15 protein-coding genes are annotated in these 17,179 nt (G+C 42.3%); 13 read left to right on the forward strand and 2 right to left on the reverse strand.

Going from position 1 to position 17,179, the window contains the following annotated elements; all coding sequences use genetic code 11:
- Window positions 1–80: 80 nt before the first annotated feature.
- Window positions 81–1,355, reverse strand: coding sequence for a hypothetical protein (locus MMY95_RS06825; protein ID WP_015381002.1), 1,275 nt, complete (start codon window positions 1,353–1,355; stop codon window positions 81–83).
- Between the two features lie 382 nt (window positions 1,356–1,737).
- On the opposite strand from MMY95_RS06825, the gene MMY95_RS06830 reads away from it, so the two are divergent.
- The 13 genes from MMY95_RS06830 (at window position 1,738) to MMY95_RS06890 (ending at window position 16,032) form a co-directional block, all read left to right on the forward strand.
- Window positions 1,738–2,289: an NADPH-dependent FMN reductase gene (locus MMY95_RS06830; protein WP_003642469.1), complete on the forward strand. Its 552-nt coding sequence runs from the start codon at window positions 1,738–1,740 to the stop codon at window positions 2,287–2,289.
- A 34-nt stretch (window positions 2,290–2,323) separates the two neighbouring features.
- On the forward strand, window positions 2,324–2,581 hold the full coding sequence (locus MMY95_RS06835; RefSeq protein WP_015380998.1) for a hypothetical protein: 258 nt from the start codon (window positions 2,324–2,326) through the stop codon (window positions 2,579–2,581).
- A 115-nt stretch (window positions 2,582–2,696) separates the two neighbouring features.
- The gene (locus MMY95_RS06840; protein ID WP_015380997.1) at window positions 2,697–3,365 is read left to right on the forward strand and encodes an endonuclease III; all 669 of its coding nucleotides are present in this window, start codon (window positions 2,697–2,699) and stop codon (window positions 3,363–3,365) included.
- A 254-nt stretch (window positions 3,366–3,619) separates the two neighbouring features.
- Window positions 3,620–5,614, forward strand: a complete 1,995-nt coding sequence (locus tag MMY95_RS06845; protein ID WP_241277562.1) for a glucose PTS transporter subunit IIA — start codon at window positions 3,620–3,622, stop codon at window positions 5,612–5,614.
- Between the two features lie 216 nt (window positions 5,615–5,830).
- On the forward strand, window positions 5,831–6,694 hold the full coding sequence (locus tag MMY95_RS06850) for an SDR family oxidoreductase (protein WP_104795984.1): 864 nt from the start codon (window positions 5,831–5,833) through the stop codon (window positions 6,692–6,694).
- A gap of 93 nt (window positions 6,695–6,787) precedes the next feature.
- On the forward strand, window positions 6,788–7,246 hold the full coding sequence (locus tag MMY95_RS06855) for a MerR family transcriptional regulator (protein ID WP_003642464.1): 459 nt from the start codon (window positions 6,788–6,790) through the stop codon (window positions 7,244–7,246).
- Between the two features lie 358 nt (window positions 7,247–7,604).
- Window positions 7,605–9,509: a BglG family transcription antiterminator gene (locus tag MMY95_RS06860; RefSeq protein ID WP_311741732.1), complete on the forward strand. Its 1,905-nt coding sequence runs from the start codon at window positions 7,605–7,607 to the stop codon at window positions 9,507–9,509.
- Window positions 9,510–9,524: 15 nt separating this feature from the next.
- On the forward strand, window positions 9,525–9,986 hold the full coding sequence (locus MMY95_RS06865; protein WP_003643463.1) for a fructose PTS transporter subunit IIA: 462 nt from the start codon (window positions 9,525–9,527) through the stop codon (window positions 9,984–9,986).
- Between the two features lie 16 nt (window positions 9,987–10,002).
- Window positions 10,003–10,323 (forward strand): fructose PTS transporter subunit IIB, encoded by a 321-nt coding sequence (locus MMY95_RS06870; protein ID WP_003642461.1) that lies wholly within the window; start codon window positions 10,003–10,005, stop codon window positions 10,321–10,323.
- 32 nt (window positions 10,324–10,355) lie between these two features.
- Window positions 10,356–11,456 carry a PTS fructose transporter subunit IIC gene (locus MMY95_RS06875; RefSeq protein WP_003642460.1) on the forward strand — a complete coding sequence of 367 codons (1,101 nt, stop codon included), beginning with the start codon at window positions 10,356–10,358 and terminating at the stop codon, window positions 11,454–11,456.
- Window positions 11,457–11,537: 81 nt separating this feature from the next.
- Window positions 11,538–14,168, forward strand: coding sequence for a glycoside hydrolase family 38 C-terminal domain-containing protein (locus MMY95_RS06880; protein ID WP_241277564.1), 2,631 nt, complete (start codon window positions 11,538–11,540; stop codon window positions 14,166–14,168).
- 3 nt (window positions 14,169–14,171) lie between these two features.
- Entirely contained in the window at window positions 14,172–15,035 is an 864-nt protein-coding gene (locus tag MMY95_RS06885) for an ROK family protein (protein ID WP_003642458.1), read from the forward strand.
- Between the two features lie 172 nt (window positions 15,036–15,207).
- The gene (locus tag MMY95_RS06890; protein WP_003645316.1) at window positions 15,208–16,032 is read left to right on the forward strand and encodes a Cof-type HAD-IIB family hydrolase; all 825 of its coding nucleotides are present in this window, start codon (window positions 15,208–15,210) and stop codon (window positions 16,030–16,032) included.
- 114 nt (window positions 16,033–16,146) lie between these two features.
- Here the strand turns inward: MMY95_RS06890 and MMY95_RS06895 are convergent, their stop codons facing one another.
- Window positions 16,147–16,998 carry an SDR family oxidoreductase gene (locus MMY95_RS06895; protein ID WP_003645317.1) on the reverse strand — a complete coding sequence of 284 codons (852 nt, stop codon included), beginning with the start codon at window positions 16,996–16,998 and terminating at the stop codon, window positions 16,147–16,149.
- Window positions 16,999–17,179 lie beyond the last annotated feature (181 nt).

Here is a 17,179-nt window from a genome sequence, read left to right on the forward strand (position 1 = left end):
GCATACGAGATGGCCATCATAGTCTCGTGGGCTCGGAGATGTGTATAAGAGACAGATTTAAGGCCTATCAATTGACTTAATTATGCTTGGTGGCGCAACGTCACATTATCAGTTGTGGCTACTTGAGCATCTGCTTGTGCCCACACTAGCAGTTGAGCTTGAATGTTTTCCAGGATTTTCATGGATAACTGGTAGTCACGTTCGGACCCGGTGCTATTGAAGCTCAATGTACAGGTTCCGGCAAACGTGCTGGCGGCAATTTCCATAACGGGTGAGCACTGGAAGGCACCCGAGAAGACGCAATTGACGACCGTCAAGTCATGAAATTTAAGCCGTTCCTGGTCGACGACACCAAAGTTGGTATACCGGAGCGCAGGCTGTGGTAACCAGCGTTTGGTCATTTTACGCATGACCGTGATTGGCATTGTATGGTTCATTTTCTGTAAATTGCTAAGTCGATAAAGGAAGGCGACCCGCGTACGCTCGACCGTTAACAAGTCGTGGACTTGATTGACGAGCTCACTAAAAGGTGCATCAATATCTACCTTGATTGTCAGAAAAACATTGACGGTTAAATTAGCGATTTGGGTGACGTTCGCATCTTCAGTCGTGAAGCGGCGCAGGTCGATTGGGCACGGCAATGTCACGGTTGTATGACCAGTTAAAACTTGGAGTGCTTTAGCGTATGCCGCCAAAATGGCCTCGCTAATACCGACGTCTTGGGCCTTAGCCACTCGTCGGACGCGCATGAATTGCGTGCTACTGAGCATTACGTGACCACCGTGCCGCAAGTTAATTCCCGGATAATGGGGTAGTTTAACCATACCGGTAACAATGGGTGCATGACCGTGTGGCCGTGCAAATTGACGTTGCAACTTAGTGATAACTGGGCGTAGTCGCCGTTCATTATGCAAATTCGTGAGATCGGCATAATTGTAGGCTTGTGCGAGCAGGTACAGATATTCTTTAAACCCACGATTGTCCGTTAGTAGGTGGCTCATAAAGGCTTGTAAGACATCGTAGTCACCGTGATGAATGACAAATAACCGTAGTTGCGGACTATTCGTAAAATCAAAATCAGTGTTTTCAGGACTATACGGGCTTTGAACTTCCTGAATAACTTGGTTGACTGGTTGATCAGTAACAACGAAACGATTACGGTCAGCTTGATAATGACCGAAAATCTCGGGTACGATTTGTGCGGAAGCGAGCACGGCAGCCTTTAAGCGTTCCACGTCGATCTGACTGGAAAAAACGATTCGCGAACGCATTAATGGCGCGGCACCTGTAGTATGTAGCATATTCAAAAAGTCAAGTGCTTCACCACGATAATACACGATTAACCCCCCAATCAATTTCTCTAATCAATAGTATAGCAGACTCTATTCATCACACTAACAATGGACGTTTGGTTTTGAAAAAAGTTAAGAAACATTTGTGAAAGTTTATTAATCCTGTGATGGCGATAAAGCACTGCCTCGATTATTATGTCTGGTAGTTATTTCGATGAGCAAGCAATAATCAGGCCCGCTAATGAATGTCTCACCTCGTTTAAAATTAGACTTAAGATAATGGCAGTTACGCGGATGGGGACTGGAATTGCTAAACTGACTGAATATTCAGCAGTTAAGATTAAAATTTTGATGAAAGCAGCTGGTTTTTTGTAACCGGTTCCGACTATTTGCCCAAAAAGGGGTATACTAAAAGTAATTACAACTTAAAGGAGTTTTTCACACGATGAAGATTATCGCACTCGTCGGTAGCATTCGACGTTCCTCATATAATCGTAAGTTAGCAACGTTTGTTCAGAAACGGTATGCCGATCAACTGGATGTCACGATTCCTAACTTGGGCGCGTTGCCTTTTTATGATCAGGATATCGAGCTAGAAGCCCCCGCGGAGGTGCAAGCCTTTAAGCAGACGGTCATGGACGCGGATGGCGTCATTTTTGTGACACCGGAATATAACCATAGTGTTCCAGGTGTCTTGGAAAATGCGATTGATTGGCTATCGCGTGTTGAACGACCGTTAATTGGGAAACCAGCTATGATTTTAGGGGCCACAATGGGACCCTTGGGGACAGTGCGAGCGCAGAGTCATTTACGGCAAGTTTTAGATTCACCCGGAGTTGGGATGCAGATTCTGCCTGGAAATGAATTCTTGTTGAGCGCGGTGCAGGACAAGATGAATGCCGATGGGGACCTTACGGACAATAAGGTCGTTGAGTGGTTAGACCATTGTGTGGCTGACTACCTTAAGTTTGCTCACCAGTTAGCCGCAAACGACTAATTCGGATAAAATAATTGATAAGGGGAAGTTTCAAATGAACAAAGAACGTAAGTTGATTTATGTTATTTTGAATGACGAAGATGTGGAATATGATCTTGAAGAATTACCAGATCAATATGTGGTCTATATTCGCCAACAAGCTGGGGATTCACGCGACTTGTCGTTAGTTAATACTGAGATTCAGAACCTGTTTAAGGATGCCGAATTGGACTTTGAAGAAAAGATCAAGCCTGAAAATCGGAAGGCTGACATTGTGCTAGCTGTTAAGCGCAGTACGGTGGCAGATGACTAATAAACAAGCGTAAACAATAGTTGTAGCGGATTGATGTTTTGCCGTTACGACTATTTTTTTGTAAGATCAAATTATTGGTCTCAACATTAACCAATTCATGTGAGGAGGGCTAACAATGACCATTGAGACACTGTATCAGCAGATGTTAGCTGCCATGGGGCCCCGGCACTGGCTCCAAGCCGGAATACCACCTGCCGAGACGCCTTGGGAGATTCTCTGGGGCGGTATTCTCGTTCAGAATACCAACTGGCGCAACGTGGATTACGCACTGGCTAATTTAAAAGCAGCCACTGACTTTGAGCCTCGGCGGTTACTAGCATTGACTGATACTGAACTGACGACTTTAGTCAAACCCGCGGGCTTCTATACGCGCAAAGTTCCAACTTTAAAAGCTTTAGCAGCGTGGTGTGGACAGTATGATTTTGACTTGACCGTGATGCGAGCCTTGCCAGCAGAACAATTGCGGCGTGAACTAATCGCCCTGCGCGGTATTGGCGATGAAACGGCTGACTACTTTAGCATGTACGTTTTTCATCAGCCAACGATCATTATTGACACGTATTTGCGGCGCCTATTCGGCTGGCTTAACCAACCGTTACCGAGCAACTACTTAAAGGCCCAACAACTGATTATGCAGGCGTGGCATTATGATTTAACGACGGCTTGGGAGTGGCACGCACTGATTGTTGATTTCGGTAAACAGGTCAAAACGACGGCTGATTTCGAACGGTCCTTTCTTGCAACGCAACGATTAACACTTGCTTCACAAAGTTTGGCAAACTAATTAAATAAGTTCCTAAATTCAAGTGAACCGCCTTATTTTAATCGGGTTTTATTGACCGACTTAATAGGGGCGGCTATTATTATGTTTATAAAAGAAAGCGCTTTTATGGTTAAGGACGTTACTTGATTAGTTAGGAGGGCCTGACAGTTGGTCACTGGATGGATTGGCAATTATTAGTGATTTTATAACAACCAGTGTCCGAAATTAGTTTGTTAACAACGCGATTATTGATTAGTCAAAGGGGGAGAATCGCTATGAAGCAAGTGCATTTATTAACGCCGGTTGCAGGACAGTTAGTGCCACTCGAATCGGTTCACGATCCGGTGTTTTCACAAGGGATGATGGGGCAAGGATTTGGTATTGAACCGACAGATGGACAGGTCGTTGCACCAATCAGTGGTAAAGTAACGATGGTTGCAGCGAGTCTGCACGCGATTGGCTTTACGGGGAACAATGGTCTGGAAGTGTTGGTTCATCTTGGTATCGATACGGTCGAACTAGCAGATCGGCCACCGTTTAAAGTTAACGTGCAAGTTGGTGATACGGTCGAGGCCGGCGAAAAAGTGGCCGTGATGGATTTAGCGGCGATTACTAGTGCGAACAAGGATACCACGGTAATCATGGCCGTAACGAATACGGCGGATATGGTTACCAAACTAATGCCCGAACTGGGTGAAGTCCGTGCCGGGGTCGTCGGTGCTGTTGTTGAATTGAAAGAACACGTTGCCGAAGCATCGGTGGTTAAGGGTAAGGGCGGCAAGTACGATGAATTGGCGACTCAAATCATTGCTCAAGTTGGTGGACCGGTAAATGTGAAAAGCGTGATTCACTGCATTACCCGGGTTCGATTTTACTTAAAGGACGAAGGGCAGGCCAATGACGAGGCAATCCGAAACCTAAAGGGCGTTATCGATGTTGCAAAGGCAGGTGGTCAGTACCAGGTGGTGATTGGGCCAGCGGTGACCGACGTGTATGATGCAATCGTGGGTCAACTAGGCGCAGGCTTTGGGGATGCTGACGCTTCGACTGTTGCGATGGAGAAGGAAGCGAACCGGTTAGCGTGGCAGAAAATGACGCCGTGGCAGAAGGTCAAACACGGTTTTAGCAGCTTGATTGGTGTTATTACGGGGTCCATGATTCCAGTGATTGGGTTGTTGGCAGCTTCTGGGATCTTAAAGGGGATTTTGTCGTTACTAAAGAACTTCAACCTCGTCTCTGCGACAACGCCGACCTACGTGATTATTAATGCGATGGGTGATTCCGTCTTCTACTTCTTACCGATATTTGTTGGTTTCACCGCAGCCAAGAAGTTAGGGGCTGATCCGGTTATCATGGAAATTATTGGTGGGGTCTTAACATACCCAGCAATTGTTAGTATGGCAACAACCGGAAAGGTTACGGGTCACTTATTGGGAATGGCAATCAATGCGAACTTCTTTGGCATTCCGGTTCACGTTGCCTCCTATACCTACTCGATTTTCCCGATGATTGCGGGGGCGTGGTTAGCAAGTAAGTTGGAACCATGGCTCAAGCGGGTCATCCCAACAGTCTTACGGATGATCTTCGTACCGTTGTTTGAAGTTGTGATTATTTCTGGAGCCATCATTATCATCCTCGGGCCAATCATTACAGCTTTGTCTGGCGCATTGGCTGCAGGAATTGTGGCGATTTACAAACTCAGTCCAGCCATCTCTGGCTTAATTATCGGTGGCTTCTACCAAGTATTAGTTATCTTCGGGTTACACTGGGCGATTATTCCAATTGTTGTCAACGATATTACGACAACTGGGCACAGTTACTTGAATGCCATTGTTTCTGCAACGATGGTTGCCCAAGGTGGCGCGGTCTTAGCAATTGCGCTGAAGTCTAAGTTTGCTAATATTAAAGAGCTCGCTTGGCCAGCAACGATCTCAGCCTTCTGTGGGGTCACTGAACCTGCAATGTACGGGATCAATCTGAAATACGGCCGGGCATTTATTACTGCAAGTATCGGTGGTGCTGTCGGTGGTTTCTTGACCGGACTGTTTAACGTTAACATGTGGGGCTTCGCCGGGTCACTGATCGGTGTGACCTCCTTTATCAATCCTAAGGGGCTTGATTTTAGTTTCTACGGTTTCTTGATTGCCTCTGCTATCGACTTGATTGTCGCCTTTACGTTAACGTGGATGTTTGGCTTTTCCGATAATGATGTCAAAAACGTTAAGAAGGCGCCTGAAAAGAAGCACCTTGGTCAACAGGTTGCAAATTAGGGCTTAACTATTTTTAGAAAAGCATTTCTTAGGGCTGCTCTTGTAATGAGGGTAGCCCTTTCTGTGTATTTAATTTTAACGATGTAGCGACGAAATGTTTCCGAATTAATGGCGGCAATGGGTGACGTTAATATCATAAGCGGCCGCTTTATTTGACAAATATATCGATATTTAGTTAAATGTAACTAATAAAGTTACATGAAAGGGCGAGTTAAATTGAAATATGCGATTACAGGTGCCACTGGTCATTTAGGACAACAGATTGTTGCCGCGATGAGACCGTTAGTCGCCACCACTGAATTATATTTAGGGGTCCATACACTCAGTAAGGCCCAGGTATACCAACAACAAGGTTTGCATGTTGCGGCTATTGATTACCAGCAGCCAGAGCAGTTACGCGCATTTTTCCAAGACAGTGATGTCCTGATTTATATTCCTAGTAAAAGTCATGATAGTTATTCGCGGGTCCAAGAATTTGAGAACGTCTTAGCAGCAGTCCAACAGGCGAATGTGCATCATTTCCTAGTCATGGGTTTCATTGCCGATCAGGTGAATAATCCATTTGCATTATCAGCATTTTATGGTTACGTGCCCCGGCGATTAGCTGGAAGTGATATTAACTATACGATGGTCCGGAATGCGCTTTACGCGGATCCGTTAGTGCCATATTTGCCAGAATTAATTGAACGGCACAACGTCGTTTATCCAATGGCTGATCGGGCCCTCAGCTTCATCAGTCAGGCAGATAGTGCGGCCGCTTTTGCTAAAGTCGCCACAACGCCTGATTTATTACAACGTGGTCGAATCTATACGTTAACACAGTCCCGAGCTTACACGATGCCGGAACTCGCCACTGTGCTTAGTCAAGTGAGCGGGAAATTGATCGGGTATCGACCAGTGTCCTTGCAAGCCTTCAGCGATATGTACAATCAGAATGGTGAGGGGCCAATGTTGGCCTCGATGTATGCCGGTGGCGCCCGCGGACTATTAGCCACAGTAAGTGATGATTATCAGCTGATTATGGATCGTCCCGCCCAGTCATTGCTGGATTACTTACAAACAAATTATCAGAAAAGTTAATTAATCACGGAAAATTCCAAGCGAGTTAATGGTCGCGACGAAATTCCATGCTATAATTTATATCAATAGCAACTTTGGAAAGGAGTCGCCAGTATGACTAACGGGACGCGTGCAGATTTACGTGAGCTTTTTCATAAAGGACAATTAACTATTGGCATTAGTGAACTAAGCAGAATGACTGGTGTCTCGCCACGACAACTACGGTATTGGCAAAAAAAGGGGTACATTATTCCTAAGAACGAGGATGAGCCGGGCCAGGCTCGCGTGTATACAATGAAAATGGTTATCAAGGCAGCCGCGATGAGTAATTTATTGCAGACTGGTTATACCTTGAAGGCGGCGGCCGCTCAGGTGGATGAGCGGATGCGACCAGCCCAAACAATCTATCATCTGCTTGCCGATCGTTACCAAGGATATGAAGTGGCGGATAATGGTCAGATTCTTGTCGACTTGGGGCCATTTGATCCTCAGCCTGACCAGGAACTATTTGTCAAACTCGTGGGGGATAAAGTTAAGTTTGAATTGAAGGATAATTCGAGACCAGATAGTTAGGCACCATTTGATAATGAGAGTTAATACTAGACTGTTCTGAGGAATATTGTAATTGGATAGTCTTAGCAGCGTGATTTCAGGATAATGAAATCACGCTGCTTTTTTATGGTTGATATCAATAGTTAATTAATTCAGTAAATGATTTGTCTTCCTGTAAGATAACGCGCAAAATCGGGGTAATATTAGTCACAATAGGATTCGAGATTAAACTTCTAAAGCAATCTTCAAGTATATGGCCGACAGCACAAAGAATAATAACTTATGAAAGGTACACTAGCTACAAGTGTACTTTTATGAGCTTAAATAATGTATACGGTTACATTATCATATGAATTGTAAAAGTTAGGGAGTGATAAATTTGGCGCCGAATAGTTCACCAGCAACTCTTACACGAATGATTATTGAGTTGATATTGTCAAAAAGGATAGTTCACTATCAAGATATTATGGAGTATACGGGCACATCTCGTAAGACGATTGCTAAGTATCTGAATGAGGTGGAAAAGGTAGTCAACCAACAAGGTGTACACCTTGTTAGGAAAAGAGGACAGGGTATTCGTTTTAGTGGTAATACGAAGGGACTGTTGGCTGAGTTTCCGATACTGAAGGATAATAGCCAAAGTGAGCAAGAACGCAGAATTAGCATTATGACATTCTTGACACAGCAATCTAAACCAGTGTTATTAGATGATATTGCTGACCACTTCTTTATTAGTCGTAGTACGTTGGAACGTGATTTAAATGTTTTAAAAATGGATTATGGGTTGAAGCTGACGGCCACTACAGAAGGTGTTAAATTCAATAGTTCGGAGAGTGATGTTCGTCGAGTGATTGGTCAGCTATTACAGTCATATTGGGGACAAGAGATTAAGCAAAATCAACAGACTGGCAAAATGACACGCACATTTAAAGTGCCACAGTCCCTGAAACGATATGTCAATAAACAAACCTTAAATCAGATGCAAAAAGTCCTGAATAAATTTGTGAAGATTTTAAAAGTTGATGTAAATGAATATCAATATGAGTCTTTACTGATCCATACAACTATTGCGATTCAGCGAATTAAGAATGGCGAGTTTATTACTCAAACGACGACACAGAATTTTGGCACTATGGCAATATCTCCGAGTACCAACAAATTAGTTAAAATGCTTATCGTGGCCTTCAAGTGTGAAATTCCCGATGAAGAAATTGCTTATTTAAATATGCATGTCGCGGCCATTGAGGATGGGTACATTGATCTGGATAGAAGCGGCTTAGTTGAACGAACGATAGTCGACTGGCTACGTAGCGTGCTAACGGATTATGATAATCAGTTATTACGTAATCTAACGCTACACTTACGTCCGGCGCTGGTTCGCATTAAAAATGGCATTAGTATTACGAATCCGTATTGTAATCAAGTTAAAACGTATTTTCCCGTCGCTTTTGATCAAGCACTAGCATTAGCGATGGCGATTGAAAAGCAATACCATTTACAGCTAACTGAGGATGAAATTGCATACTTAGCACTGCACTTTGAATCGTTCATTGAGCGCCGAAAGGTCTTAAAACCAGATGTTGAGCTTGCAATTGTATGCAGCACTGGTTATGGTACGGCGGAGTTACTAAAGCAACGTGTCATGGACAAACTACCGGATGTTCAGATTGTTGGCACTTTGTCTGTGAATGAGTTGATGACTTCAACAGTGACTGCAGACATTATTATTTCGACTATCCCGTTAAAGATGAGCGGTACGAGGGTTATTCAAGTCAGTCCGTTTTTGAATGACCAAGAACTCAACTTATTGGAAAAGTTAAGTCAAGATATTCGTCAAGAAAAGTATACGCGGAACGCATTTGTTAAATTATTAAGTCCAAACGGTATTATCACAAATTCAAAGGCAACTGAAAAAAAGATGGCGATTATTCAACTAACTGATCGGCTAGAAAAGTATGGGTATGTTGATAATCAAATGCAAAATTCAGCGTTAGCACGTGAACAAGTTGCATCCACCATTATCGATAAATTTGCAATTCCCCATGGTGATATCGACCATGTTTTGCAACCAACGATTGGAATCATGACGTCGAAAAAGGGAATTAAATGGGATCACGAAAATGTCCATATTGTATTTTTCGTAGCCCTGAATCGCACGGTTGAAACACAAATGGATGATATTTACAGTTATTTCTATAATTTGATTCAAGATGGGCAGCGAATGACGGCCTTAATAAAGGCTCAAAATGCTCAAGAAATTATTGATACATTAGCACAGCAGTGAAGGGGAAATGCAAATATGACAGAAATTTTTAAACAGAAGTATATTTTTTTAAAAGAACATTTTAGAACACGTGAGGATGTTTTTAGCTTTATTGCACATAAAGCAATTGAACTTGGCTTTGCAGATAACGAAGATGCAGTTTTGAAAGCGCTGTATCAACGAGAAAAAGAAGCTTCAACAGGAATGCAGGACGGTATAGCGATTCCTCATGCAATCTCAGAATATCTGCGGCAACCTGCTGTACTATTCATTCGCTCTACAACAAGCATTCAAGATTGGCCGACATTTGATGACCAACCAGTTAATCAGGTAATTGCTATGCTAGTTCCAAAAAATAGTGAGCAGGCACACTTACAGATTCTAGCTAACTTTGCGAGTGCATTAGTGGATGACCGTGAGCGTCAAGCATTACTTGAAAGTCAAACAGTTCAGGATGTTTACACTGTATTAACCAATAGTTCGGAAAAAATTTTATAAAAAGAGGATGACTGATATGGATTTTGTTGCAATTACATCATGCCCAGCAGGGTTAGCACATACACCAATGGCGGCGAAAGCGCTAGAAAAAGCAGCGCAGGAACTAGGTTTACAAGCTAAAGTAGAACAACAGGGTGCAATGGGACTTAAAAATGAAATTACAGTTGAAGAGGCGAAAAGCGCAAAGTTTTTATTGATTGGTTCGGATCAAAAAATTGAAAAGATGGATCGATTTGAAGGGATTCCAGCAGTTCGAGTTGATATTAATATGTGTATTAAAAAGCCGAAAGCTGTTATTGATAAGGTCAGCAAAGCGGTTGCTGCTCGTGTTAAATAAAATGAACTTAATGAAGAATGGAGGAGTGAGTTATGAAGAAAATATTGGCTGAGTGGAAGGGCTACTTAATGTCTGGTATTTCATATATGTTACCGGTTGTTATTGGCGGGTCCCTCGTAGTTGCAGTTCCTAAGTTGATAGGTCTATGTTTTGGAATTACAAGTTTTGATGCGTATAAAACTGGTTTTTGGTTTTATATGGGACAAATTGAAGCCGTTGGTTGGATTGGTGTTGGCTTAGTTAATTTAGTTTTGGCCGGTTACATTGCATATGCTATTGGCGATAAGCCAGCTTTAGCCGCCGGGTTTATTGGGGGCTCATTAGCATCTAGTTCTAATATGGGATTTTTAGGAGCCTTGGTTGCTGGGTTTGCAGCTGGTTATACTGCACGTTGGTGTCACAATAAGTTACATGTTGGTGAAAAGTTCGAATCTATTATGCCATTAGTTGTTGTACCGCTGCTATCTACAATGGTTGTGGCAATATTGATGGGAGTCATTTTGAAGCAACCGCTGACTTGGATTAATGTATCACTTGTCGCCTGGATTAAACAAATGAGTACAAGCGGTGTAAGTGCTATTACCTTAGCAGTTATCATGGGCGCTATGATTGGTTCTGACTTAGGCGGTCCTGTTAATAAGGCTGCATGGATGGCAGGTAACGTTTTATTAGCTGAAAAGATTTACACCCCTGCAATGATCGTTAATGTGGCTATTGCTGGTATTCCCTTAGGATATGCATTTGCGACGACTTTCTTTAAGCATCGTTTTTCTGATGAATTACTTGATGCTGGACGAAGCGACTGGTTCATGGGATTTATTGGAATAACAGAAGGTGCTATTCCGTTTACATTAGTTAACCCATTGAAATTAATTCCAATTAATATGATTGCTGGTGCTGCTGGTTCGGCGACTACGATTTTACTTGGGGCTCAGGCTAAGATTCCTCCTGTTGGTGGGGTTTATGGATTTGTCACCATTACGAATGGTTGGGCCTATTTAATCGGTCTAATTGTTTGCGCTGCGATTATCGGTGTACTGGCACCATTGGCTGTGGACTTTAACCAAACACAGAGCGAAGAACAAGTCACTGATGATAATGAGGACGACATTAACATTAATTTTGAAGCTTAGATTGACTAAAACGAGCCGCATAATGGTTAAAGAGCCGTAGTGCGGCTTTTGTTACCTAAAATAACAGGGAGCGATACATTTATGACAAAAGCACATTTTGTAAATCATACTCATTGGGATCGAGAATGGTATTTTACAACTGAGGACGCACAGGTGCTAAGTGATCAGCTGTTCTCAAATGTTTTGAAGGAGTTAGAAACGCATCCTGAAGCTAATTTTACTTTAGACGGACAGACATCAATACTAGATGAGTATGTTGAAATGCATCCCGAAGATATTATCCGGATAAAGAAATTAATTAACCGTAATCAATTATTTGTTGGACCATGGTATACACAGACTGATGCGATGATACCTGATGCAGAATCAATTATTCGTAACTTAGTTATTGGCATCAACGATACCAAACAAAAGTATGGGCAACCAATGATGATTGGCTATTTGCCAGATACTTTTGGATTTAATTCGCAATTGCCAATGCTCTTAAATCAAGTTGGCATTAATGACTTTATTTTTTGGCGGGGCACTAATTTTAAGCGACAAATGGACTCTGTTTATTTTAAATGGCACAGTCTAGGTCATAGTCAAGTCTATGCTGCTAATTTTCCGTTAGGTTACTATACTGGTCAAATCGCATTGGATTCGAAGAAAAACTTACAAGAGTTCGTTGCAAACCGTCTAGATCCAGGAATTGATTTTGAAAGTCAACAGGGTCAAAATAATTCGGTCCTAGTGCCTTCGGGAATCGATCAAATGAATATTATTCATAACGTATCTGAGACTATTAGTAAGATAAATAAATATAGTCATAATCAGATTGTGATCAGCAATTATCCGAAGTTTATGCGAACATTACGACAACGCAATGATTTACCGGATTATCAAGGCGAGTTGCGGTATCCAACTTATGCTAGAGTTCATCGGACAATTGGTTCAGTACGTTCGCGCATTAAACGGCAGAATTTCAAACTCGAACAGCAAATATTACGACGTGTTGAGCCACTGATGGTCATCGCCAAAAGATGTGGTATCGATGTGTCTAAGGGTCTTATTTTGAAACTTTGGAAAAAGTTGCTAGAATGTCAACCGCATGACAGTTTGGGTGGCAGTGTTTCTGATAATGTTGCTATTGATATTGACCATCGATTCAAACAAGGTTTTGAAATTGCAGACGGTATCGAAAACTATATCAAGAAAAGAATCGCACAACGGTTGAAACTGGATGCCAATCAGGTGCTAGTATTCAATACTGATCCACGCCCATTCAATGGATATAAGAAAATCCGTTTCTTAACATCATCGAAAAACATTATGTTTGATGAAAAATATCGAGCAACTATTTTAAGTGCAAATTATGTGGCTAAGCGAGAAAATATCATGCAACAAACGGCTAAAGGCTTTGAATTTAAAGACGAGCCTGGTTACTATGAATTACAAGTACAAGTTGCAGTCCAGTTTGATGGGTTGGGCTACCAAGTAATTGACTTTAAGGATGGTGCAGAAGCTTTGCCAGAATTACAGTCTGAGCAACAAACGGCTATCCAAAATGAAAGTTGGAAAGTGAATTATGTCGATGGCAACTTTCAGGCAACTACTAATGGGAAAACTTACAAAAACATCATTAGTATTGTAGATTCGGGTAATGATGGTGATACGTACGATTATTCACCGCTTCGAGGCGACAAAGAGGTTGACTTGCCTTTAGCCGGCGTTGTAGCCATTTATGTTGGAGCTGGAAGGCAAGAACTGCGATTAAGCGGCAAGTGGCAGTTACCAGAAGGCTTGGCTGACAGGATTAGTCACGAACCAAAGCTGCACGATGTCGCATTTGAATTAACGTGGACTTTAACTGATGGTGACAATGTATTGGCAGGTCGTTTAACTGTCGATAATCAGGTTCTAGATCATCGATTACGGTTAAAAATTAATACAGCAATTGAAAGTGACACTGCAGTTGCGCAAGTTCAAGGCGGCTTTCAAAGAACACGTAATTTACCAATTGCGGAAAATTGGGAAGAAGAATTTGTTGAAAAACCGGTTAACCTTTATAACTTTGATAAAATTGTCGGGATGCAAGGGGCTAGCGATGGCCTGTATTTAATTGCTAAAGGAATGAAGGAATACGAGTTAGGAAAGAAAGCATTTTATGTCACATTAATGGCAACCACTGGTCAACTTGGTAAGCCTAATTTACTGTGGCGACCAGGTCGTGCTTCAGGCGATACAACTAGTATTGGGCATCAGATGACACCAACGCCGTTGGCCGAAGAATTAGGAGCAAATACATTTGAGTTTGGGTTAGTTTCCACGTCTCAATTGAATGAAAATAAATTGGCAATAATTGCTGAAAAGTGGTTAGCACCCGATGTTAGTTATCAATTACAAAAATTGAATTTATTTGTAAATCGATTAGACAATAAAATTTGGGATGTTGAATTTGATGATTCATTACCAACTATCTCAGAGTGCGAGTCATTTTTGAAACTCGATCCACATGTCACAATTAGCGCGTTGTATCCGGCCTATACTGTGCCAAATAGTTTTGTTATCCGTTTGGCAAATGAATCTGGTGTGGCTGCTGATTTGACCCCCTTATTAAAACAACATTTCATTCAGGTAAATGCTCTGGAAGAGGCTCAACCATGTTCGGAACAATTAGTGATTCAGCCTTATGATATGGTTACCTTGCTCATACACAATCAGGGGGCATAGCTCATGCGTTTGGGAAGTATTGAAGCTGGAGGGACTAAGTTCATTTTAGCAATTACTGATGAGCACTACCGTATCTTGAAGCGACAACGAGTAGCGACCACAAAGCCAAATGAAACGCTGGAAGCCTGTGTTTCATTTTTTAAGAAAAATCCAGTCGATGCGTTGGGAATCGGGAGTTTCGGCCCAGCCGATATTAAGGTGGATTCACCGACATATGGTCAGATTTTAAATACACCAAAAGCTGGTTGGTCTCATACGGATGTTGTACAGATGTTGAGGGCAGCTTTGAAAATTCCAATTACTTTTACAACGGACGTAAATGCTTCGGCTTATGGTGAATATATGATTGGACAAGGACAAGCAGTGCGTTCACTAGTATACTTTACTATTGGGACAGGCATTGGTGGTGGTGTTATCCAAGATAATCATTTCATAGGTGGTATGTCTCATCTTGAAATGGGACATACAATGGTCATACCTATGTCAGGCGATAACTTCAAGGGTGTCTGTCCATATCATCAAAATCGGTGCTTTGAAGGCATGGCTTCAGGACCCGCAATTGAGGCTCGAACTGGCAAACCGGGGGAACAATTGAAGCGAACCAATGAAGTATTTAAGTTGATCAGTTATTATATTGCACAGCTGGTCTTTGATGCATATCTTAATTTCATGCCTGAAAGAATTGTTATTGGTGGCTCAGTAGTAAGCGAAACTGAACTTCCAGTGATTAGAAGAGACGTTGAGCAGCTTAATAACAATTATGTTGAATTACCGAACTTAGATCATTTGATTGTTTTAACGGGAATTGCTAATAATGGTTCTGCAACGATTGGTAATGTCGCCCTGGCCAAAAATTTGATATTTTAGGTAAAAAGAGTCGATAACAAGTAACGTTATCGGTTCTTTTACTTTACTATGAATGAAAAATGGTCTGGAATACTTATTTATGACTTGATTCATGCTACAGTAGAATCTATAAGGATACATAATATAAGTCTACGCTTAGCATAGCCATGATTAACTTAACGGAGGAAAATCAATGATCAAATTAATCGTAAGTGATATCGACGGTACCCTAGTCGACAGTCAAGGACAGTTATTACCGGCTACAATTACGGGAGTTCAAGCAGCGGTTGCACGGGGGGCACAAATGGTGTTGGCCTCAGCACGTTCGCCTAAGGGGATGTTTGGAATTGCACAACAACTAGGAATTAATTCGACCATGATTGCCTATAATGGCGCGCTAACGGCTACGACCGATGTGAATGATCGACTAACTGTTTTTGAAGAGCAAGCCGTTGACCCTAAACTAGCACAAGCTGTGCAAACGGTAGTAGCTCATGATTGGCCAGCTGCCTCAATTAGTATTTATTCGAATAATAACTGGTTGGTGGCTACTAATGGCCCGTGGGAACAGCAGGAAGCGACGGGAATTGGTTATGCACCCCATGTCACGGATTTGGGCACATGGTTGCAACGGATGCCGACGCCAGTGCATAAAATGATGATCATGGCCGATCCAGATATTATTCAGGCGATTGAACAACGATTAAGCCGTGATGAATTTAGCGGCTTAGCAGTTTATCGTTCGAAAGAAACTTATTTAGAAATCGTTGCGGCAGGCGTAACTAAAGCAGCCGCATTAATGAAATTATTACAGGATGATCAAGTTACCCCTGCTGAAACGATTGCGTTTGGCGATAACTTTAATGATGTTGCGATGCTCCAGACAGCGGGGATTGGTGTTGCGATGGCTAATGCGCCACAACCCGTTAAAGAGGCAGCGAACATAGTAACAACTGATAATAATCATAATGGTATTCAGCTAACCTTAGCTCAGTATTTTGCTGATGTTACGCGCTAATTAAAAGGCCATTTACGAATCATTAAAAAATAGGAAGCCCAACGCCATGTTCGTTGAACTTCCTATTTTCGTATTGTAGAAGATATTTAAGAGAAACTTACAGCTAGCTCGTTATTAGCGCGCTAAGATTTCTTTAATAGCTACACTGGCTTCCAATGGTTGACGTCCCAAGACATGAGCTAAGTCGGCTGACTTTTCAGCCAGCGCACCATCATTGATTGGGGATTGGAATGAGGCAAACAAAGCAGCGGTATCATGATTTAGACCAGTCGTTTCAAGGAATTGCACGTACGCATCCTGACTGACTTGGGTAATCTTAACTTGGTTGCCAGTTGCTTCTTGGAGTGCTTGACCGAGTGCGGCATAAGTGAGGGGTGTCCCAGCAAATTCGTACACTTCTTGAGGGGCATCTGCCATCAAAACGGTTGCTGCCGCTTCGGCATATTCACGTTCCAAGGCCCAGCCAGCTGTATTATTAGCCCAGTACAAGGTTTCTTGGTTATGGGCACCACTTTGTAAGAAGCCCATTTCGTTTTCTAAATACCAGTTGTTACGAAGAAAACTGTGCGCAATATCAGTCGCTTTTATGGCATTTTCGGTGGCCCGATGATCATTGGCTAAGGCGCTGACTGCTGCCTGTGCGTTGGGAAAACTAGTGTAGGCGACAAATTTAACATGAGCGGCGTTAAGGGCAGTCACGACGTTTTTATGAGCGGTGGCCCGGTCAACGGGACCACCAGGTTGTGATGAAACGAAGAGCACGCGTTCAACGTTCTCGAAGGCTTTCGTCATTGAGTCGACATCATCGTAATTCCCGGTACGAATTGGATTATCAGGAAACAGCTGAGCAGCTTTGTCCTGATTACGAGCAATTACTAAAACATTTTCTGCACCAACTTTAGCATTCAGCGTACTAACGGCGCTTTGACCAAATTTACCAGTAGCGGCAGTGATGGCGTATTTCATAATTAAAACATCCTTTCAAATTGCTGTAGCAATAAAAATTACAATGATTAGCTTATCACATGTAACTTCAAAGTCAACAAGTTTGCTTCCAATAACCGAAAAGACAATTTTCGTATGCTGACATTTAATGAATGGCTAAGAAAAATAAAAACGAGTATTAGTGCGAATTTCTGTGACTAAT

The sequence above is a fragment of the Lactiplantibacillus sp. ME-2 genome (assembly GCF_022549155.1).
GTDB classification, from domain to species: Bacteria; Bacillota; Bacilli; order Lactobacillales; family Lactobacillaceae; genus Lactiplantibacillus; species Lactiplantibacillus plantarum.